We start from the raw sequence: 19,963 nt of genomic DNA on the forward strand, positions 1-19,963 counted from the left end.
GCCCTGTCTTGCGACAATGGTTGGGTGAGCATTGCACCAACAACCACCCCCACGCGACTCGACCTTCCGCCGCTGCGCCTGGGCGGGATAACCGTTCCTACCCCCGTGGTTCTCGCTCCCATGGCCGGCATCACCAATACGGCATTCCGTCGGCTGTGCCGCGAGTACGGCGGCGGCCTCTACGTGTCTGAGATGGTGACGTCCCGCGCCCTCGTCGAACGCAATCCGGAATCCCTGCGCATCATCTCCCACGACGAGGATGAATTGGTGCGCTCCGTCCAGCTGTACGGTGTGGATCCCAAGACCGTCGGCGCCGCCGTCCGCATCCTCGTGGAGGAAGACCGTGCGGACCACATCGACCTGAACTTCGGCTGCCCGGTCCCGAAGGTCACCCGTAAGGGCGGTGGAGCGGCGCTTCCGTGGAAGCTCGACCTCTTTACCGGTATCGTCCAGACGGCCGTCCGGGAAGCTGGGCGGGGAAACATCCCGCTGACCATCAAAATGCGCAAAGGCATCGACGAGGATCACCTGACCTTCCGCGAAGCAGGGAAGATTGCCCGCGACGCCGGTGTGGCCGCCGTCGCGCTGCACGGACGCACTGCCTCGCAGTTCTACTCCGGCAAGGCCGACTGGAACGCCATCGCCGAGCTGCGCGAGGCCCTCCCTGATATTCCAGTACTGGGCAACGGTGATATCTGGAGTGCGGAGGACGCCATCCGCATGGTTCAGCAGACCGGTGTTGACGGCGTCGTCATAGGCCGCGGCTGCCAGGGCAGGCCATGGCTGTTCGGTGACCTCATGAACGCTTTCGAGGGCAAGGACGAGCGGCACCAGCCCGGTCTCGGAGAGGTTGCGGACACGGTGTACCGGCATGCGGAACTGCTGGTGGACACCTTCGGCAACGAGATGATGGCGCTGCGCGACATCCGCAAGCACATGGCCTGGTACTTCAAGGGCTATGTGGTGGGCGGAGAGCTGCGCGCGGCGCTCGCTGCTGTACCCACGCTCGAGGTTCTGCGCGGCCTGCTCGACCAGCTGGACCGCACGTCCCCGTATCCCGGTACCGACGCCGAAGGCCCCCGCGGGCGTGCCGGGTCACCCAAGCGCACAGCGCTGCCGGACAAGTGGCTCGATGCCCGCCAACTGAACCCCGAACAGCAGGCGGACATCGCCGCAGCGGAAGTCGATATATCCGGTGGATAGGGCAGGGGAGCACGTGCAGAATCACCCCATGGGCAACGCGGCACCGGTTACGCCGGGCTACACGGATGCTGACATGCAGCGTTGGGTGGATGAAGCGCCCAAGAGCCTCCACCGTACGCACTTCGAGCGTGACCGCGCACGCGTGCTCCACTCCTCGGCGCTGAGACGGCTCGGCGCGAAGACGCAGGTTGTCGCCCCCGACACGGACGACTTCGTACGGACCCGGTTGACTCACAGCCTCGAAGTTGCGCAGGTCGGGCGGGAGCTGGGACGCTCCCTCGGCTGCGACCCGGACATCGTCGACGCGGCCTGCCTCTCCCACGACCTCGGACATCCGCCGTTCGGACACAACGGTGAAGCCACCCTCAATGACCTGGCGCACTCCATCGGCGGGTTCGAGGGCAACGCGCAGACACTCCGGCTGCTGACCCGGCTTGAGCCGAAAGTCATCCGCGCCGACGGCGAGCCGGCCGGGCTCAACCTCACCCGCGCCAGCCTCGACGCCGCCTGCAAGTATCCGTGGACTGCTGTGGACGCCCCGGTCATCCATGGACACCGCACCTCGAAGTTCGGCGCCTATGAGGATGATCTCCCCGTCTTCACCTGGCTGCGGCAGGGAGCACCGGCCGGCCGGTCCTGCCTTGAAGCGCAGGTGATGGACCTGGCCGATGACATCTCCTACTCGGTCCACGACGTTGAAGACGCCATCGTGGCCGGGCACTTCCAGCTCAAGTGGATGGACAACCCCGACCACCGCGCCCGCGTTGTCGGATACACGCAGCAGTGGTACCTGCCGCACTCCGATCCGGCCGCCGTCGACGCCGCGCTCGCGCGACTGGAGGCGACCGACGTCTGGGTCCGGGAGGCTGACGGCAGCCGCAAAGCGATGGCGGCGCTGAAGGACATGACCAGCCAGCTCATCGGGCGCTTCTGCTTCAGCGCCCTGGAAACCACCCGCGGCATTTACGGCAACGACCCGCTTACCCGGTACGCCGCCGAGATGGTGGTTCCTGAAGACACCGTCACCGAGATCGCGGTGATGAAGGGACTTGCAACCACTTACGTGATGACGAGCGTCCACCGCCAGCCCATCTATGAGCGGCAGCGCGAGGTGCTGTCCTCCCTGGTGCAGCAGATGGCTGCAGCAGGAGACCGCTACCTGGAGCCGATGTTCGCCTCCGATTGGCGCCAGGCCGACGACGACGACGCCCGCCTCCGCGTGGTGATCGACCAGGTGGCCTCCCTCACGGACGCTTCCGCCCTCACCCTGCACGAGAGGGTTGTCGGCCCGGTTCCCGCGCTCTGGTAGCGGTATTCACAGGCCGGATAGCGGTATTCACAGGGCCGGGCTACCGGACGGCGTAGACCGAAGACCCGACACTAGACTGGATGGCATGGCCGGACTCATCAAGCGTGAAGACATCGATGAGGTTCGCCAGCGCACCGACATCAAGGAAGTGGTGGACGGTTACGTCACCCTGAAGTCCGCCGGCGTGGGCTCCTGGAAAGGGCTCTGTCCCTTCCATGATGAGCGGTCGCCGTCGTTCCACGTCCGGCCGCATATGGGCTCCTATCACTGTTTCGGGTGCGGTGAAGGCGGCGATGTCATCTCCTTCGTGCAGAAGATGGATCACACGTCCTTCGCGGAGACGGTGGAGAAGCTGGCCGCGCGGATCTCATTCGAGCTGCGCTACGAGGACGGCGGAACGGGCCCCCGGCGCGAGGACTCAGGGAAGCGTCAGCGCCTCCTCGATGCCCACAAGATTGCTGCGGAGTTTTACCGTGACCAGCTGCTGACTCCCGAGGCGGCGACAGGCCGCGCGTTCCTGCAGGAGCGTGGCTTCGACCGTGCCGCCGCTGAGCACTTCGGCGTCGGGTACGCACCCCAGGGGTGGGACGGGCTGCTCAGTTCCCTGACGGGCCGCGGGTTTACTCTGGACGAGCTGAAGCTGACGGGCATGTTCAGTGTCTCGTCGAACAACTCGGGAAGGCTCTACGACCGCTTCCGGGGCAGGCTGATGTGGCCCATCCGGGATATTACCGGGCACACCGTGGGATTCGGAGCACGCAAGCTGTATGAGGACGACCCCGGGCCGAAGTATCTGAACACCCCGGAGACCACCCTGTACAAGAAGTCGCAGGTGCTCTACGGAATCGATCTCGCCAAACGGGACATCGCGAAGTCCCGCCAGCTTGTGGTTGTGGAGGGCTACACCGACGTCATGGCGTGCCATCTGGCCGGAGTGGGCACCGCCGTGGCCACCTGCGGCACGGCCTTCGGAGCGGACCACATCAAGATCGCACGGCGGCTCCTGTCCGACGACGGCACAGGCGGGGAGGTCATCTTCACCTTTGATGGCGACGCAGCCGGGCAGAAGGCGGCGCTGCGCGCCTTCGAGGAAGACCAGCGGTTCAATGCGCAGACTTACGTGGCGGTCGGTGCTGACGGCGCCGACCCCTGCGAGCTCCGGCAAACCGCAGGGGACCAGGCGGTTCAGGACCTCATCAGCACCCGGCGCCCGCTGTTCGAATTCGCCATCAAGGCGTCCTTCGACCAGTTCGATCTCTCCACCGGCGAGGGCCAGACAAAAGCGCTCCGGCACGCGGCGCCCATCGTGGCGAACATCCGCGATGTGTCCCTGAGGTCCGTCTACACCCGGGAGCTGTCCCGGTGGCTCGGCATGCAGTTTGTCGGGGAGGATCAGGTTGCGCGCGCGGTGACTGCCGCGGCGAAGCGGGGAACGCAGCCGGCAACCAGCCCGGCGCAAAATGGGCAGCAGGGTGCACAGAACCCGCAGAGCCGACAGGGCGGGCAGGGTGGCAGCGGACCTGAACCGGCTGAAGAGGCGCCGCAGTTCCGACGTCCCGATCCGCGCGATCCTGTCGCGCGCATGGAGCGCGAGGCGCTCGAGGTGGTCCTCCAGTATCCGCAGCTGGTTGATGAAAACCAGTGGGAGCGTTTTTCTGATTCCCGGTTTTCTGTGCCCGCCTACGCCGCGCTGCACGATGCCGTGCGTGCTGCGGGAACCGTTGGACGGGACGGGGCGGGCTCGGCGTCGAACTGGGTGGAACGGGTGCGCCAGGAGGTTCCCGACATGCTGCGCGGTTATGTGAGCGAACTCGCTGTGACGCCGCTGCCGGCTACGGATGGAGAGGGGGTGGCCGCGTACTGCCGGGACATCCTCAACAGGCTCTCGGAGCTGCGCATCACCCGCCTGAAGGCAGAGAAGCTGAGCGCGCTGCAGAGGCTCGATCCGGCGGCCGATCCATCCCTCTTCCAGCAGCTGAACCGGGAGCTGATGGAGCTCGAAATGGAGCGTCGCGCCCTGCGCTCGGACTAGCAATGGGCCAATTTCACTTAGCCGCATTTCCTATGTAAAGTTGTTTCTGCTGCTTTCCCCCGTAGCTCAATTGGCAGAGCATTCGACTGTTAATCGAAGGGTTACTGGTTCAAGTCCAGTCGGGGGAGCAAATAGGCTCCTGACCTGCAGTTTCGCTGGTCAGGAGCCTTTCTCGTTCACCGTCGGGTTACCATTCAGATTCGCCGCGTAGTCTGAGCCCATGCAGAATGATGATCTTGTTCTTGTAACGGGCGCCACCGGATATATCGGAGGCCGTCTCGTCTCCCGGCTGGTGGAAGACGGACGGCGGGTCCGCGTGGTCGTGCGGTCGCCCCAGAAGCTGCGGGACGTGCCGTGGGCGGCGCAGGTCGAGGTGGTCGAAGGTGATCTCCAGGACGCCGAAACCATGAACCGTGCAAGCGAGGGCGTATCAACGCTTTACTACCTCGTGCACTCCATGGGATCCGGCCGCGGGTTCGAGGAGCGGGAAGCGCAGATCGCATCGACCGTCGCCAAGGCTGCCGCACAGGCTTCCGTCAAACGCATCGTCTACCTCGGCGGCCTCCACCCGCAGGGTGTGAAGCTCTCAACCCATATGCGCTCGCGCGTGGCTGTGGGTGAAGCGCTCCTGGCCTCAGGTGTTCCCACCGTCGCTTTCCAGGCCGGCGTCGTCATCGGATCCGGCTCCGCGTCATTCGAGATGATCAGGCATCTGGCCGATGTGCTGCCGGTCATGCCTGCGCCAAAGTGGGTACTGAACCGCATCGAGCCCATTTCCGTGCGCGACGTCATCCACTATCTCCTCGGCGCACTGGACCTCCCGGAAGGGCTCAATCGAACCTTCGACATCGGTTCGGGCGACGTACTGACCTATGCGGACATGATGAAACGCTATGCGGAAGCCGCCGGTCTGCCTGGTCGAACGGTCCTCGCGCTGCCGGTTCTCACTCCGCGTCTTGCGGGCCACTGGGTGAATCTCGTCACCCCCATCCCGCGGGCCATGGCGATGCCGCTGATTGAATCCCTCCAGCACGACGCCGTCACCGCCGAAGCGGACATCCACGAGTATGTGCCGCAGCCGGAAGGTGGGCTTACCGACTATCGCGCCGCCGTCGACCTCGCCTTGAACAAAATGAGCGCCGGTGAGGTGGAAACGAGTTGGGCCGGAGCGTCACAGCGCGACGCGGTTGCGGACCCGCTTCCCTCCGACCCTCAGTGGGCCGGTCACACGGTCTATAAGGACGAGCGCACCTTCCGCTCCAGCGCACCGGCCCCCGCGGTCTGGAAGGTGATCGAAGGCATCGGCGGGGAGAACGGCTGGTATTCCTGGCCGGTCGCCTGGGCTGCCCGCGGCTGGCTGGACAAGGTTGCCGGCGGCGTCGGCCTGCGCCGCGGTCGCCGGCACTCGTCGGAGCTGATGGCAGGAGAGGCACTGGACTTCTGGCGGGTCGAAGAGCTGGTGCGCGGAGAGAAGCTCCGCCTACGCGCGGAGATGAAACTTCCCGGACGCGCCTGGCTGGAGCTGACAGTAGTGCCCGACGGCGGCGTGAGCGAATACCGCCAGCGCGCCATTTTCTTTCCCCGCGGCCTGGCCGGCCGGCTCTACTGGCTCGGCGTGCTGCCGTTCCACGGCGTGGTGTTCGCTGCCATGGCGCGCAACATCACACGCACTGCCGAACGGGCAGGGCAGGACGCGTAGAGCCTGCTGCCGGTGCCGTCGCTGAAGCGGAGGGACTAGTTGATCGAGGGTACGGTCCTCGGCCGGACAATCGTCCAGAGGAACACAATCCCGAGGGCAATACAGCAGGCCATCACCACTGCCATGGGTGTGGCCGAAGCGATCCCGAGGACCCCCACGATCGGCGAGATGATCCCTGCCAGGCCGAAGGTCGTGGCTCCGAGCAGCGACGCTGCGGTTCCCGCCTGCGCGCCATGGTTGGCCAGCGCGAGCACCTGGACGCAGGGGAAAGTGAAACCGGCAGCGGAGATGTAGAACCAGAGCGGAACCGCTGTACCCCAGAATCCGAAGCCCAGATAGTCGAAGAGGATCATCAGGATCGCCATCGCAAGCATTGCTGCGGTGGAGCAGGCGATGATCCACTGCGGACCTACCCTCCGGACAACGCGTGCGCTGATCTGGACAGCCGCCACAATACCGAGCGAGTTCACGGCGAAGAGCAATCCGTACTGCTGGGGATCGAGCCCGTACACGTCCTGAAACAGGAACGGCGAGGCCGACAGGTAGGAGAACAGGCCCGAGAAGTTCATGCCGCCCACCAGGAGGATGCCGATGAAGACCCGGTCGGTCAGTACCGCGCGGTATCGCTGAAGCGCCGTGGAAGACGATGCCTTCCGCCGCTCCGCAGGCAGGGTTTCGATGATGAAGAATGAGACGGCAAGGATCACCAGGAATCCGTAGGCGGCGAGGAACCAGAAGATTCCGGGCCAGGGCATCACCACTAGCAGCTGGGACCCGATGACCGGCGCAAAAATTGGGGCCATGCCGTTCACCAGCGCCATGTAGGAAAGCATGCGAACCAGCGGATAGCCGCTGAAGAGGTCCCGGATCATCGCCATGGCCACCACACCACCTCCTGCAGCTCCCATGCCCTGCAGCACACGGAAGACCATGAGCATGCCGATCTCCGTGGACAGCGCGGCGCCGAGCGAGGCGATGACGTGCAGGCTGGTGGCCAGGATCAGCGGAAGCCGCCGGCCCACCTTGTCACTCAGCGGGCCCACGATCAGCTGGCCCGCGGCGAATCCCACGATCGTACCGGTCAGGGTGAGCTGTACCGCCGCTTCAGTGACGCCGAGATCATCCTGCAGGGCCGGAAACGCGGGCAAGTAAAGGTCGATGGTGAACGGGCCGAGGGCGGTCAGGGTGCCAAGAATGAAAACGTAGATCAGCTTCTGGCGTCGGGTGAGGGCGTCGCCGGGGTGCGTGATGGTGCTCAACAGATACCTATCTGGCGTTTGCGGATGCGGGGGAGTCGCACTGCGGCGCTGCAGACGAAAGGTGGGAAGAGCCGGCCGAGGCAGCGAGGTGGTTGCCGGAACGAATCAACAACCATCTTAGGGCCCCGGGTAGCCCTGCGGAAGACGCCCCGACATCAAGGGTGCCGGCCATTGCTCAGTAGGCTTTGGATTGTCGTAGGGTGAAATGCAGCTCAGAGGTCCACAGGGTAGCCGAGAGGTCAGGAGAGAAGACGTGAACGCCAGCGATAGCGACAGAAGTACGCCGACAGATGCGCCACAGCCGCACATGGGGAAGGTCATCGGCGTCAGTGTCGCTGCCGCTGTCGGCGGCCTCCTGTTCGGCTTCGACACTGCAGTAATCAACGGCGCGGTCGAAGCCATCCAGGAGGATTTCAGCCTGGGAGAAGCCGTCCTGGGGTTCACTGTCGCGATCACCCTCCTCGGCTGTGCCGCCGGCGCCTGGTTTGCCGGTGAACTGGCGGACCGGCTCGGCCGCAAACGGGTGATGTTCGGCGCAGCGATCCTCTTCCTGGTCAACTCGGTAGGTTCCGGTTTCGCATTCAGCGAGTGGGATCTGATGCTCTGGCGACTCATCGGCGGCGTCGCTATCGGAGTCGCTTCCGTCATCGCGCCCGGCTACATCGCCGAAATCGCTCCCGCGAAGTGGCGTGGCGGTCTCGCGTCCATCCAGCAGCTGGCCATCACCGTCGGTATCTTCGCCGCCCTTCTGTCCGACGCATGGCTCGCCGACCTGGCAGGCGGAGCCACCGGTGAACTGTGGTGGGGACTGCCGGCCTGGCGCTGGATGCTGCTGGTCGGCGTCGTACCGGCAATCATCTACGGAGTGCTGGCGCTGACCATTCCGGAATCGCCCCACTACCTGATTCGCGGCGGCCGCGATGCAGAAGCGGCACACGTGCTTTCCCGCGTGACGGGCATTCGTGACACCGCCGCCAAACTGACCCAGATCCGTTCGACCCTCCGGATGGAGGACAAGACGACGCTGCGTGACCTCCGCGGATCGATGCTTGGCCTGCAGCCCATCCTCTGGGTGGGAATGACCATCGCCGCCCTGCAGCAGCTGGTCGGCATCAACGCCATCTTCTACTACTCCACCACGCTGTGGCAGTCGGTCGGGTTCAGTGAGAGCGATTCATTCACGACGTCGGTGATCACGTCGATCATCAACGTTGCGATGACCTTCGTGGCCATCTTTTTCGTCGACAGGATCGGCCGCCGCAAGCTGCTGCTCGTGGGTTCCGCAGGCATGTTCGTGGGCCTCCTCGCCGCAACGGTGTCCTTTGCGCAGGCAACAGGCAGCGGAGCAGACGTCTCCCTGCCCGGTTTGTGGGGACCAGCGGCCCTGGTCGGCGCAAACCTGTTCGTCATTTTCTTCGCGGCGACCTGGGGGCCGGTCATGTGGGTAACGCTGGGCGAGATGTTCCCGAACAAGGTGCGCTCGATCGCCCTGGGCGTGGCCACGATGGTGAACTGGATCTTCAACTTCATCGTCACCCTCGCGTTCCCCTGGGTCAGCGAGAACCTCGGCGTCTGGATCATGTACGCGGTGTTCACGGCTTTTGCCGTTGTTTCCTTCTGGTTCGTGAAGACCCAGCTTGAGGAGTATGCAGGCCGCGAACTCGAGGACCGGGACGAATTGCCCGCCCGCTGAGGCGGTGTTCGGCACGCGCACGGGCGAGAAGTATGCGTCGGTGGTAATTTTGGGAACAGATGCAGGATTGAATGGATGGGAGCAGGGCATATGGACAGCTCGACCAGCACGAGGGTGAACCGGGCCGGCGGCACGCCGTCGGTGATCGGCTTGATCAGATTGCTGCTGCGGCTGACCCCGCGCCAGTTGGGCGACGAAGTCTCGCTTGCCCGCGAACAGCTCAAACAGAAGGGCATCACGGCCGGCATCGCTGCGGCGTTCTTCGTCGTGGCGTTATTGTTCGTGGCTTTCCTTGTCGTAGCCCTTATCGTTGCGGCGATCATGGGCCTCGCTACGGTCATGCCGCCCTGGCTGGCCGCGCTCTGCTTTGCTGCACTGTTCCTCATCATCGCCGCCATTGCAGGGCTGATGGGCCTCACCCGCTTCAAGAAGGCGCTGCCGCTCCTGCCCGAAGACGCCATCCGCGGCGTCAAGTATGACATCGGTGTGCTCAAGGAAGGGCGCAGGTTCAACCCGGCGACGCTCGACGTCAAGAAGCCCAAGGAAGAAAAGAAGCCCAAGCACAAGGAAACCGGAGAGTCCAAGCCGCCTGCGCCGTCGTACGCTGAGCTCCGCAGCCGCTCGGGGCGCCGCCGCGACCACATTGCAGAGACCAGGGATGATCTCGGCCGCGGCCTGGACTTCAAGTCCCAGGTCAACCGCACCACGTCACGGGCGCGCACCGCCGCCGCCCAGGCCAAGTCCTCGGCAGTCCATGCCCGGGAGGCGCAGCGCACCCGCAGCGGATCAACGGGGGTGGACCATGCTTCGGCGTCGCATACGCCTGCACGCCACAACCAGACGCTCGCTGACCGCTGGAAGCCGCTCAGCGTCGTTGCTGCTTCTGCCGCTGCAATCGCTGTCATGGTGCGACGCCTCGTCGCCAAGTAGCGTTGCACGTCGCTCGGACGCTGCGTCAGCCGCTTCGAGCGCCGCTGCCTGCATAATGGGAGCGGAGGAACAGTGATCAGACTTATTGGCGCCGGGGGAAAGCCTGGGCAGGCCGCTGCCGAATTGGACACGTTCTGGACCGTACCGAACATCATCACCGTTGTCCGGTTCCTGGGGGTCCCGCTGTTCGTGATGTTCATTGTCCGGCAGGAGTATGCCGCCGCTGTCATCACCCTCGTGCTGCTCGGATCAACTGACTGGATCGACGGCTACATCGCCCGCAGGTTCGGCCAGGTCTCCTCGGTCGGTAAGTGGCTCGATCCCGTGGCGGACCGGACCGCGCTGATTGTGGTTGCCGTGACCTTCGTGGTGGATGGAGTCGCGCCCATCTGGCTCGTGTGGGCCATCGTGATTCCGGATGCAGTCCTGATCACCAACGTCCTGATTCTCTTTCGCGGACGGTTACGTCTGCCCGTTTCGACCATCGGCAAGATCAGGACCGCACTGCTGTTGGTGGGGTCCCCCCTCCTGCTCCTGCAGCGTGTGGATGGCTTCGACCAGATGTGGCTTGAGGTCACCGCCAATGTGCTGCTGATCCTCGGCTGCATCGGCCATCTCATTGCGTTCTACGGCTACTTCACCGCGTCCCACCGTGTGTACCGCCTGGAGCGCTCCGCATGACGAAAGCGGGCGCATGGCCTGGGTAGCAGTACTCCTGGCGCTGCTCGGCGCCTGCTTCCTTGCTGTCGGCGCCCAGCGCCAGGGCAGTGCAGTACGTTCGAACACCGGCGGACTGTCCCTCAATTCGACGGGGTTCGTTCGTTTGTTGCGCAACCCGCGCTGGATCCTCGGCCTGATCCTGCTCGGGGCCGGGATTGTGTGCAACGTCATCGCCCTCAGCCTGGCCAGCCTCACCGTTGTGCAGCCGATCGGCGCCATCGCGCTGGTCATCACCACCATCGTGAACTCCAGGGACCAGGGCGTGCGCATCAACCGTCCCACCGTCGTCGCAATCTCCGCCTGCGTGGCGGGCAGCGCGCTGTTCGTGCTGCTGGCCCTCAATGTCACGCGGAAGGACAACGTTGTTCTTCCGGACCAGGAACTGACCGCTGTCCTGCTGCTGAGCATCGCCGTCGCACTGTTCGGCACGCTCGCCGTCGTCTTCAAGCGCAGGCTCAGCGCCTTCGCCTACATCCTCGGCGCAGGCGTCCTCTTCGGCTTCGTTGCCGTGCTGACCAAGATCATCGCGACGCACCTGCTCGATCCAAACGGCCGGTTCTTCCTCAACGTCCCGGTCTACAGCGTGATTGCGATCATCGCGGCCGCGGGACTGGGCTCGTGGTTCGTCCAGAGCGCTTATGCCACCGGCCCGCCCGACCTCGTGATTGCCGGCCTTACCGTGATTGACCCCATAGTGGGAATTGCCGTCGGAATAGCGGTGCTGGGTGAACTCCAGCCGAACGTTGAATCGGTGATAGCAATTGCCATGGGAGCGGCCGCCATCGTTGCTATTGTTGGAGTGATAGCACTGTCGCGCCACCACCCGGATGTGGTCAAGCGCCAGAAAGAAGCACGACGGCGGTAACGCCCGTAACTTCTTCCACCGTTGCCAACCCGAGGACTACTTCGTGACCGATACGGCAGCAGATGCGCCGCTGACCATCCTTATCGCTGCGGACACCTACCCGCCGCACGTCAACGGTGCCTCCATGTTCGGCTACCGCCTGGCCAAGGGGATGAAGGCCCGCGGCCACAACGTTCATGTGCTGGCTCCGAATACGATCAACGGCAGAAGCTTCACCGAGCCGGACGGGGATTGGACGGTGCACCGCCTCCGCTCACACGCGGTTCCCACCCACGAATACTGGCGCATCTGCCTGCCGTGGGAAATCAAGCGCGAGATCAGGATGCTCTTCGACCGGGTGAAGCCCGACGTCGTCCACATCCAGTGCCACTACATGGTGGGCGAATACGCCCTGTATGAAGCTGTGAAACGCGGTATCCGCGTGGTCGCGACCAACCACTTCATGCCGGAGAACCTGAACCCCTTCCTGCCCTTCCCACAGTGGTTCAAGAACATCGTTGCGAAGAATTCCTGGCGCGACATGGGCAAGGTCATGGGGAAGGCTGACGTTGTCACCACGCCGACCCCCCTTGCGGCCAAGGCAATGCACCAGCATGCGTTCCTGCGCAAGGTGCTCCCGCTGTCGAACGGCATCGACGCCGCAGCGTATGAAGCCAGGCCCGGCGAGCAGGTGGAGCGTCCCGGTTACCCGGTCGTCCTGTTCGTGGGGCGCCTTGCCGAGGAGAAGCACGTGGACGTGCTCATTGATGCAGTCGCGAAGACCCCCAGCGAACTGGACCTGCACTTGGAGATCGTTGGCGGGGGAGAAGTGAAGCCCGCCCTGCAGGCTCAAGTCAAGAAACTGGGGCTTCAGGAGCGCGTCACGTTCCACGGGCTCATCGATGATGAGGAACTCCGCCAGGCGTACCTGCGGGCCACTGTTTTCTGCCAGCCGGGTACGGCCGAACTGCAGTCACTGGTTACGCTCGAGGCGATGTCCGCCTCCACCCCGGTGCTGCTGGCCAACGCCATGGCTCTGCCGCACCTGGTGGAAGACGGCGCGAACGGCTATTTGTTCACTCCCCATGACAGCGCTGAACTGGGCCGCCGGCTCACGGAAATCATCTCCATGCCGGAGGCTGAGCGGGAGCGGATGGGGAAGATGAGCCGCTCCCTGGTTGAAAAACACAGCATCGAAGCGACGCTGTCCACGTTCGAGGATCTTTATTTCGGCAGGTTTCACGACACCGAAACTGTCTAGCTGCCAGATACACCGCCACCGTCGTGGCTACAATGGACTGCGCCGACGCGTCGTCGGCGTTGCGGGGCTGTAGCTCAGCTGGTTAGAGCAGCGGACTCATAATCCGTTTGTCCTGGGTTCAAGCCCCAGCAGCCCTACACATGCAAAGAACCCCGGTCCGGAAGGGCCGGGGTTTTTGCATCTGCTGCCTGGGTGGCACGAGAAGTTACTCGCGGGTAACATAGGCCGAGGTGATCCGCGCCGCAAGGGTGTGGACAGCGCCGGCGCAGGTAAACGCCGGTGGAACTGATGGTGAGGAACGTTTCATGGGTGCACCCGCAATCGACGCTGATAACCTGCCGTACGCCGACGGCGACTTCTACTTCTTCGAGCAGCTGCTCGACCCGAAAGAGCGTACCCGGCTCCTTGAAGTCAGGGAATGGTTGGCCGCGGAAATCCGGCCGCACGCAGCGCACTGGTGGAACGTCGGAGCTTTTCCCACCGAACTGATCCCGCGGATCGCTGAGCTGGACATTGTGTCTCCGGTGAAACGGTTGGGGTACTCCAATCTCTTCGCTGGCCTGCTGCATGCTGAATTCACCAGGGCCGACACCTCCATTGCAACGTTCATGGGTGTCCACGACGGCCTGTTCACCGGCTCCATCGAGACGCTCGCCTCGCCGGACCAGCAGGCGGAATGGCTTCCCGACATCTATGCCATGAAGAAGATCGGGGCCTTCGGCCTCACGGAGCCGCTCGGCGGTTCCGATGTCGCCGGCGGCACGCGTACAACCGCTGAGCGCAACGGCGACGGATGGGTCCTCAACGGCGCAAAACGCTGGATCGGGAACGCGACCTTCTCCGACTGGGTGGTCATCTTTGCCCGCGATGTCGCGGACAACCAGGTCAAGGGGTTCATGGTTGACACCTCGCTGCCCGGTTACAAGGCCACCAAGATCGAAAACAAGACCGCCCTGCGCACCGTCGAGAACGCCGACATTGTGCTCGACGGCCTCCAGATCAGCGACGACTACCGGCTCGCCGGTGCCAACAGTTTCAAGGACACCAACAAGGTCCTGCGCATCACGCGCTTGTCGGTGGCATGGCAGGCTGTAGGGCAACAGCTGGCAGCCTTCGATGTTGCCCGGCGGTATGCCGTGGAACGCCAGCAGTTTGGCCGCCCGCTGGCATCCTTCCAGCTCATTCAGCAGCAGCTGGTCGAGATGCTGGGAAATACCGTCAGTTCCCTGGGCATGATGGTGCGCCTTGCGCAATTGGCCGACGACGGCGGCGCGCGGGATGAGCAGTCCGCCCTCGCCAAGGCGTTCACTACTGCCCGAATGCGGGAAACGGTCGCCCTGGGCCGCAGCATTTTCGGCGGAAACGGCATAGTCACCGACTACGAGATGGCCAAAATCTTTGCCGATGCCGAAGCCGTCTATTCCTATGAGGGCACGTACGAGATCAACTCGCTGGTCACCGGTCGGGCGATCACGGGAATCGCTGCGTTCGTCTAAGCCACCTCATCACCCTAAGGATCGGCCAGCGGCAACAGGACGGACGGCCGCCGGTCCGAGACGAACGGAAGCGGATTGACGTACTCCCCGCCCTCCCGCACACCCCAGTGCACGCACAGGGAAGGGCAGTGGGGTTCAGAGCTGATACGGCCTACCTCCTGCCCTGCCGTTACCCTATCTCCCTCCGCAACCGAGGCTGTGACCGGTTCGAAGCTGGACAGTAGCCCTCCGCCATGGTCGATGGTCAGCACCGGCCGGTCCACCACGGTGCCGACGAACACCACCATGCCCTCCGCCGGGCTGAGCACTGCACCGTCAGACGCACTGAGGTCAACGCCGCGGTGCCCCGCCATCCAGGGTTCCGGCGGCCGGTCGAAGTGCCGTAGTACTGAAGGCGCCCCGCTGAGCGGCCAGTCCCAGGGAGTTTCCGGGTTTGAGAGACCAGGTGCCGTCCCGGGGGAGAGCAGCAGCCCGATGGTGACGGCGATGCCCGTCAGGGACCGGAGCGGATTCGCGAAGGTAGCCACCCACCCACTGTGAACTGGTAGGCAGTGCAGACCCGGCGTCGTGATCCTTATGTGGACAGGTTCAGCGAAACCGATGCGCTGTGCAGGTGAAGTAGCGCGCTGGTGAAGGAACGCCGGTCCAGGTCAGTCCCTGGCAACCGGCAGCTGTAGTACACTTGACGAAGCAGTTCTCCGTATCCCGTCGTGCCATAAAAGCTGTTGTGGTTCGTTGGGTGTCGGGAACTGACTACGCGTGTCCCTGATTCGCAGGCCAGCTCACTGTCAGATTTCATCGGTGAGCGTATGCCTGGGAACACTGCTCCAGCGGTCCGGAGAAATCCGGTTGGAGAAGTGAGCCACACAGCTGACGGGCACCAGGACCCCGCATCGTCCGCGGGATATCAACCGTCAAAACCGGCAGAACACAGCAACGCCTGTGCTGCCCAACGAAAGGAACGGCATGCCAGTCGTTACCATGCGCCAGCTGCTCGACAGCGGCGTCCACTTCGGCCACCAGACCCGTCGCTGGAACCCGAAGATGAAGCGCTTTATCTTCACGGAGCGCAACGGAATCTACATCATTGACCTCCAGCAGTCGCTGTCCTACATCGACCGCGCCTACGAGTTCATCAAGGCCACCGTCGCCCACGGCGGCACCGTACTGTTCGTCGGAACCAAGAAGCAGGCACAGGAAGCAATTGCCGAGCAGGCAACCCGTGTTGGTCAGCCGTACGTCAACCAGCGTTGGCTCGGCGGCATGCTCACCAACTTCCAGACGGTATCCAAGCGCATCCAGCGCATGAAGGAACTCGAGGAGATCAACTTCGAGGATGTCGCCGGTTCCGGCCACACCAAGAAGGAACTTCTCCTGCTGCGCCGCGAGCTGACCAAGCTTGAAACCAACCTGGGCGGCATCCGCAACCTCACGAAGGCTCCGTCCATCGTGTGGGTTGTCGACACCAAGAAGGAACACCTCGCAATCGACGAGGCGAAGAAGCTCAACATCCCGGTTGTCGCCATCCTCGACACCAACTGCGATCCTGATGAAGTCGACTTCCCGATTCCGGGTAACGACGACGCCATCCGCGCAGTCAACCTGCTGACCCGCGTCGTCGCGGACGCCGTTGCCGAGGGTCTCATCGCCCGCAACAACAGGGCCTCCGGCAATGACACTGCCGCAGCAGAAGAGCCGCTCGCCGAGTGGGAGCGTGAGCTGCTTGAGGGTAGCGCCGCACCTGCAGAGAGTGCCCCCGCCGCAGAAGCACCGGCTGAGGAAGCACCGGCAGCAGCTGAGGCTCCCGCTGAGGAAGCGCCCGTAGCTGAGGCTCCCGTAGCAGAAGCTCCCGCTGAGGAAGCCCCCGCAGCCGACGTTCCTGCTGAGGAAGCCGCGAACGGCGAAAGCAAGTAGTTTCATCGACAGGGTGCGGGACGTCAAAGCCCGCACCCTTTCGCTTGTGCCGGAGAAGGATCCGGAGAACTTTCACTCAAAACTTGACGAGAAAACCACATCTGAGGAGTTCAAATGGCAAACTACACTGCCGCTGACATCAAGGCTCTCCGCGAGCGGACCGGCGCCGGAATGATGGACGTGAAGAAGGCTCTCGACGAGGCCAACGGCGATGCCGACAAGGCCATGGAGCTCATCCGCATCAAGGGCCTGAAGGGCGCCACCAAGCGCGAAGGCCGTTCGACAGCTGAAGGCCTGGTGGCCGCAAGAGTCGAAGGCAACGTCGGCGTCATGGTCGAGGTCAACTGCGAAACCGACTTCGTCGCCAAGGCCGGCCCCTTCATCGGGTTCGCCGACAAGGTGCTCGCTGCGGCCTTCGAATCCGGCGCGTCCGACGTTGAGTCGCTGCTTGCCCATACGCTTGACGGCAAGCCCGTATCCGAGCATGTCATTGAAGCCGGCGCGCTGCTCGGTGAGAAGGTCGACATCCGTCGCGTTGCACGCGTCGAGGGCGCCATCGTCGATGCCTACCTGCACAAGACGTCCAAGGACCTCCCTGCACAGGTGGGCGTGCTCTTCGCCGTTGAAGGCAGCGGAGACGGCGCGGCTGAGGCTGCGCATGACGTCGCCGTCCACATTGCCGCCTACTCGCCGACGTACCTCACCCGTGAGGACGTACCGGCAGAGCTGGTCGAGACCGAACGTCGTATCGCGGATGAGACCGCACGTGCCGAAGGCAAGCCCGAGGCCGCCCTCACCAAGATCGTCGAAGGTCGCCTGACCGGCTTCTTCAAGGAGGGCGTGCTGGTTGACCAGGCGTTCGCCAAGGATGCCAAGAAGTCAGTGGCACAGGTACTGAAGGAAGCCGGAGTGGAGCCGAAGAAGTTCGCTCGTTTCCGGGTGGGTGCCTGACCCTTCCGGGCCGGTTTTAGTTTGAGATGATGGAGGGGCGGTCGCCACGGTGGCCGCCCCTCCGTCATGTCCGGTGAGTAGAGGCGCCGGAAACCTGTAAGACTTACCAAGCCGGACATCAGTTCCACTGCTGACGCGCTGACACCCACATGGAACTCACACCCTGACACGCACGTACGACTGCCCGGGAGGCATCATGGAGAAATACGACAAGGCCGGTCACAGCGGATCACCGAGGCGGCGCGTGCTGTTGAAGCTCTCCGGAGAGGTCTTCGGCGGCGGCAAGCTCGGTGTGGACCCTGACATGGTGCGCGGTATAGCCAAGCAGATTGCCGCGACAATCGGCGAAGTAGAAGTCGCCATTGTGGTGGGCGGAGGCAACTTCTTCCGTGGTGCCGAGCTCTCGCAGAGCGGGATGGACCGCTCGCGTGCAGACTACATGGGCATGCTCGGAACCGTCATGAACTGCCTTGCGCTGCAGGATTTCCTGGAGCAGGCCGGCGTTGAAACCCGGGTGCAGAGTGCAATAACCATGGGCCAGGTCGCTGAGGCCTACATTCCCCGCCGGGCGATCCGCCACCTGGAGAAGAGCAGGGTCGTCATCTTCGGCGCAGGCGCGGGCCTGCCCTATTTCTCCACCGATACAGTGGCCGCCCAGCGTGCGCTGGAAGTCCGAGCCGACGTCGTCCTGATGGCCAAGAGCGGCGTGGACGGTGTCTACACAGCTGACCCGCGCAAGGACCCGAGCGCGCAGAAGCTTGATGCCCTGTCTTATGATGACGCGCTGCGGCAGGACATCCGCGTGATGGACCAGACGGCCATGACCATGTGCAAGGACAACAACCTTTCCATGGTGGTCTTCGGCATGGAGGGCGAGGGCAACGTCACCAGCGCGATCATGGGTGAGCGGATAGGCACGGTCGTCACAGCCTGAGCGCCGCGCAGCGGTCGGAGAAGTCCCAGCAGGAGCCCGGCTGTGAACTAGGATTATCAACTGAATCGGACGCTTAGAAGCAGCGGATTTCGAACCAAAGGAGCAATCGTGATCGAAGAGACCATGTCAGAGGCAACCGACCGCATGGACAAGGCAGTCGAGGCCGCGAAAGAAGACTTCGCGACCATACGCACCGGCCGTGCCAACCCGTCCCTGTTTTCGAAGGTCATCGTGAACTACTACGGCTCGCCGACACCGCTGCAGCAGTTGGCGTCCTTTCAGAATCCGGAAGCGCGCACGCTGCTCATCACGCCGTTCGACCGCTCCGCTCTCTCCGAGATCGAGAAGGCCCTGCGTGACTCGGACCTTGGCGCCAACCCGTCCAATGACGGCAACGTCATCCGCGTGGTCCTTCCCGAACTGACCGAGGAACGGCGCAAAGAATACGTCAAGCTGGTGCGCGGCAAAGCGGAAGACGCCAAGATCCAGATCCGGAACATCCGCCGCAAAGCCAAGGACGGCATCGACAAGGCCGTGAAGGACGGCGACGCCGGCGAGGACGACGGCGCCCGCGCCGAGAAGGACCTCGACGCACGGACGAAGTCCCACACCGACACGATCGACGACATGCTCAAGCGCAAGGAAACCGAGCTGCTCGAAGTCTGATGAGCGACTCCCAGCCTTCCAGAGAGGCTGGCCGCACGCCTGACGCTGATGCCGCACCCGCTGATGCTGCACCACAGGCGCCGGCCGGTCCGCCGGCCCCCGGTGTGGTGCCCGGCAGACGTGCACTGCGCGAGGGTGCACCCCAGACCGGAGGCATGTTCAAGCGCCGCCCGCCGCGTGCCAAGTCCGGCGAGCCCTCACGTGCGGGGCGGAACCTCCCTGCGGCTATCGGGGTCGGCCTGGCGCTTCTGGTTTCGCTGTTGGTGGGAATGCTGTTCCTGCCCCTGGCCTTCGTGGCACTCACCACGATGATCGGCGTCGTCGGCGTCTGGGAAGTCGGCAGGGCGCTGGAGGTCCGCCAGATCAAGGTCCCCACCGTACCGGTATTGGCTGCCGGCGTGGCGCTGCCATTCGCCGCTTACCTCGGTGGTCCTGAAGCGCTGGCGTTTGCGACGGTGGTCTCAGTGACCGCGGTGGCGCTGTGGCGCTGCCTGGACCCTGCACCCGACGCCGCGCGAAGCATCATGGCAGGAACGTTCGTCCTCCTCTGGGTGCCGTTCCTCCTCAGTTTCGCGATGCTGCTGCTGCAGGAGCCCTCGGGTCCGATCAAGGTGGCAACGCTGCTGCTGCTCGTGGTTGCCAATGACACCTTCGGCTACCTGGTCGGCGCTTTCTTCGGCAAGCATGCAATGGCACCCCGGATCAGCCCGAAGAAATCCTGGGAAGGCTTCGGCGGGTCCATCGGCGGAGCAATGGTGGTCGGCGTCCTCGCGGTGGTTTTCCTGCTGGACAGGCCCTGGTGGGTCGGTATCTGCCTCGCGGTTGCAGTGGTTGCCGCAGCTACCGCCGGAGACCTCGCCGAGTCGATGATCAAGCGCGAGCTCGGAGTCAAGGACATGAGTAGCATCCTCCCCGGACACGGTGGTGTGATGGACCGGCTCGACTCGATTGTTTTTGCTTCGCCGGTGGCGTTCCTGCTGTCCGTTACATTGGTACCCGGGACCCTATAGAACCTGACGACGGCGCGTTGCGAGGCGCGACGCGGTGGAGAA

General features: G+C 63.9%; 17 protein-coding genes and 2 tRNA genes. 17 read left to right on the plus strand and 2 right to left on the minus strand.

All coding sequences use genetic code 11. The features are described from left to right. Positions 1-24 precede the first annotated feature (24 nt). The 5 genes from dusB to JOD47_RS14115 all read left to right on the plus strand — a co-directional run bounded on the left by dusB (position 25) and on the right by JOD47_RS14115 (position 6,243). Positions 25-1,203 (plus strand): tRNA dihydrouridine synthase DusB, encoded by a 1,179-nt coding sequence (dusB, locus tag JOD47_RS14095; RefSeq protein ID WP_204535162.1) that lies wholly within the window; start codon positions 25-27, stop codon positions 1,201-1,203. A 28-nt stretch (positions 1,204-1,231) separates the two neighbouring features. Then, positions 1,232-2,512 carry a deoxyguanosinetriphosphate triphosphohydrolase gene (locus tag JOD47_RS14100; RefSeq protein WP_204535164.1) on the plus strand — a complete coding sequence of 427 codons (1,281 nt, stop codon included), beginning with the start codon at positions 1,232-1,234 and terminating at the stop codon, positions 2,510-2,512. 85 nt (positions 2,513-2,597) lie between these two features. Further along, positions 2,598-4,544, plus strand: coding sequence for a DNA primase (dnaG, locus tag JOD47_RS14105; protein WP_204535166.1), 1,947 nt, complete (start codon positions 2,598-2,600; stop codon positions 4,542-4,544). Between the two features lie 55 nt (positions 4,545-4,599). Further along, positions 4,600-4,672: transfer RNA gene (locus tag JOD47_RS14110), tRNA-Asn, on the plus strand. 92 nt (positions 4,673-4,764) lie between these two features. Then, positions 4,765-6,243, plus strand: a complete 1,479-nt coding sequence (locus JOD47_RS14115; protein ID WP_204535168.1) for an SDR family oxidoreductase — start codon at positions 4,765-4,767, stop codon at positions 6,241-6,243. Positions 6,244-6,278: 35 nt separating this feature from the next. Here JOD47_RS14115 and JOD47_RS14120 read toward each other — a convergent pair whose 3' ends face one another. Beyond that, entirely contained in the window at positions 6,279-7,502 is a 1,224-nt protein-coding gene (locus JOD47_RS14120) for a multidrug effflux MFS transporter (RefSeq protein WP_204535170.1), read from the minus strand. Positions 7,503-7,755: 253 nt separating this feature from the next. Between JOD47_RS14120 and JOD47_RS14125 the strand changes: the two genes are divergently transcribed. From JOD47_RS14125 to JOD47_RS14155, 7 genes are all read left to right on the plus strand, one after another. Then, on the plus strand, positions 7,756-9,195 hold the full coding sequence (locus tag JOD47_RS14125; RefSeq protein ID WP_307836303.1) for a sugar porter family MFS transporter: 1,440 nt from the start codon (positions 7,756-7,758) through the stop codon (positions 9,193-9,195). A 90-nt stretch (positions 9,196-9,285) separates the two neighbouring features. Next, positions 9,286-10,125, plus strand: a complete 840-nt coding sequence (locus JOD47_RS14130; RefSeq protein ID WP_204535174.1) for a phage holin family protein — start codon at positions 9,286-9,288, stop codon at positions 10,123-10,125. A gap of 72 nt (positions 10,126-10,197) precedes the next feature. After that, positions 10,198-10,806: a CDP-alcohol phosphatidyltransferase family protein gene (locus tag JOD47_RS14135; RefSeq protein ID WP_307836304.1), complete on the plus strand. Its 609-nt coding sequence runs from the start codon at positions 10,198-10,200 to the stop codon at positions 10,804-10,806. Positions 10,807-10,819: 13 nt separating this feature from the next. Then, a complete protein-coding gene (locus tag JOD47_RS14140; RefSeq protein ID WP_204535176.1) occupies positions 10,820-11,710 on the plus strand; it encodes a DMT family transporter in 891 nt (296 codons plus the stop codon). Between the two features lie 43 nt (positions 11,711-11,753). Further along, on the plus strand, positions 11,754-12,950 hold the full coding sequence (locus JOD47_RS14145) for a glycosyltransferase (RefSeq protein ID WP_307836305.1): 1,197 nt from the start codon (positions 11,754-11,756) through the stop codon (positions 12,948-12,950). 63 nt (positions 12,951-13,013) lie between these two features. Further along, positions 13,014-13,087: transfer RNA gene (locus JOD47_RS14150), tRNA-Ile, on the plus strand. Positions 13,088-13,255: 168 nt separating this feature from the next. Beyond that, positions 13,256-14,446: an acyl-CoA dehydrogenase family protein gene (locus tag JOD47_RS14155; protein ID WP_204535180.1), complete on the plus strand. Its 1,191-nt coding sequence runs from the start codon at positions 13,256-13,258 to the stop codon at positions 14,444-14,446. A gap of 14 nt (positions 14,447-14,460) precedes the next feature. Here JOD47_RS14155 and JOD47_RS14160 read toward each other — a convergent pair whose 3' ends face one another. Then, positions 14,461-14,973, minus strand: a complete 513-nt coding sequence (locus JOD47_RS14160; RefSeq protein ID WP_372432823.1) for a murein hydrolase activator EnvC family protein — start codon at positions 14,971-14,973, stop codon at positions 14,461-14,463. Between the two features lie 439 nt (positions 14,974-15,412). On the opposite strand from JOD47_RS14160, the gene rpsB reads away from it, so the two are divergent. From rpsB to JOD47_RS14185, 5 genes are all read left to right on the plus strand, one after another. After that, the gene (gene rpsB, locus JOD47_RS14165; protein WP_204535182.1) at positions 15,413-16,360 is read left to right on the plus strand and encodes a 30S ribosomal protein S2; all 948 of its coding nucleotides are present in this window, start codon (positions 15,413-15,415) and stop codon (positions 16,358-16,360) included. Positions 16,361-16,474: 114 nt separating this feature from the next. Further along, positions 16,475-17,311 carry a translation elongation factor Ts gene (gene tsf, locus JOD47_RS14170; protein WP_204535184.1) on the plus strand — a complete coding sequence of 279 codons (837 nt, stop codon included), beginning with the start codon at positions 16,475-16,477 and terminating at the stop codon, positions 17,309-17,311. Positions 17,312-17,507: 196 nt separating this feature from the next. Then, positions 17,508-18,245: a UMP kinase gene (gene pyrH, locus JOD47_RS14175; RefSeq protein WP_204535186.1), complete on the plus strand. Its 738-nt coding sequence runs from the start codon at positions 17,508-17,510 to the stop codon at positions 18,243-18,245. A 108-nt stretch (positions 18,246-18,353) separates the two neighbouring features. Further along, a complete protein-coding gene (gene frr / locus JOD47_RS14180; RefSeq protein ID WP_204535188.1) occupies positions 18,354-18,911 on the plus strand; it encodes a ribosome recycling factor in 558 nt (185 codons plus the stop codon). Between the two features lie 155 nt (positions 18,912-19,066). Further along, entirely contained in the window at positions 19,067-19,921 is an 855-nt protein-coding gene (locus JOD47_RS14185) for a phosphatidate cytidylyltransferase (protein ID WP_239548645.1), read from the plus strand. Positions 19,922-19,963 lie beyond the last annotated feature (42 nt).

This window comes from Arthrobacter tumbae (genome assembly GCF_016907495.1).
Taxonomy (GTDB): Bacteria; Actinomycetota; Actinomycetes; order Actinomycetales; family Micrococcaceae; genus Arthrobacter_D; species Arthrobacter_D tumbae.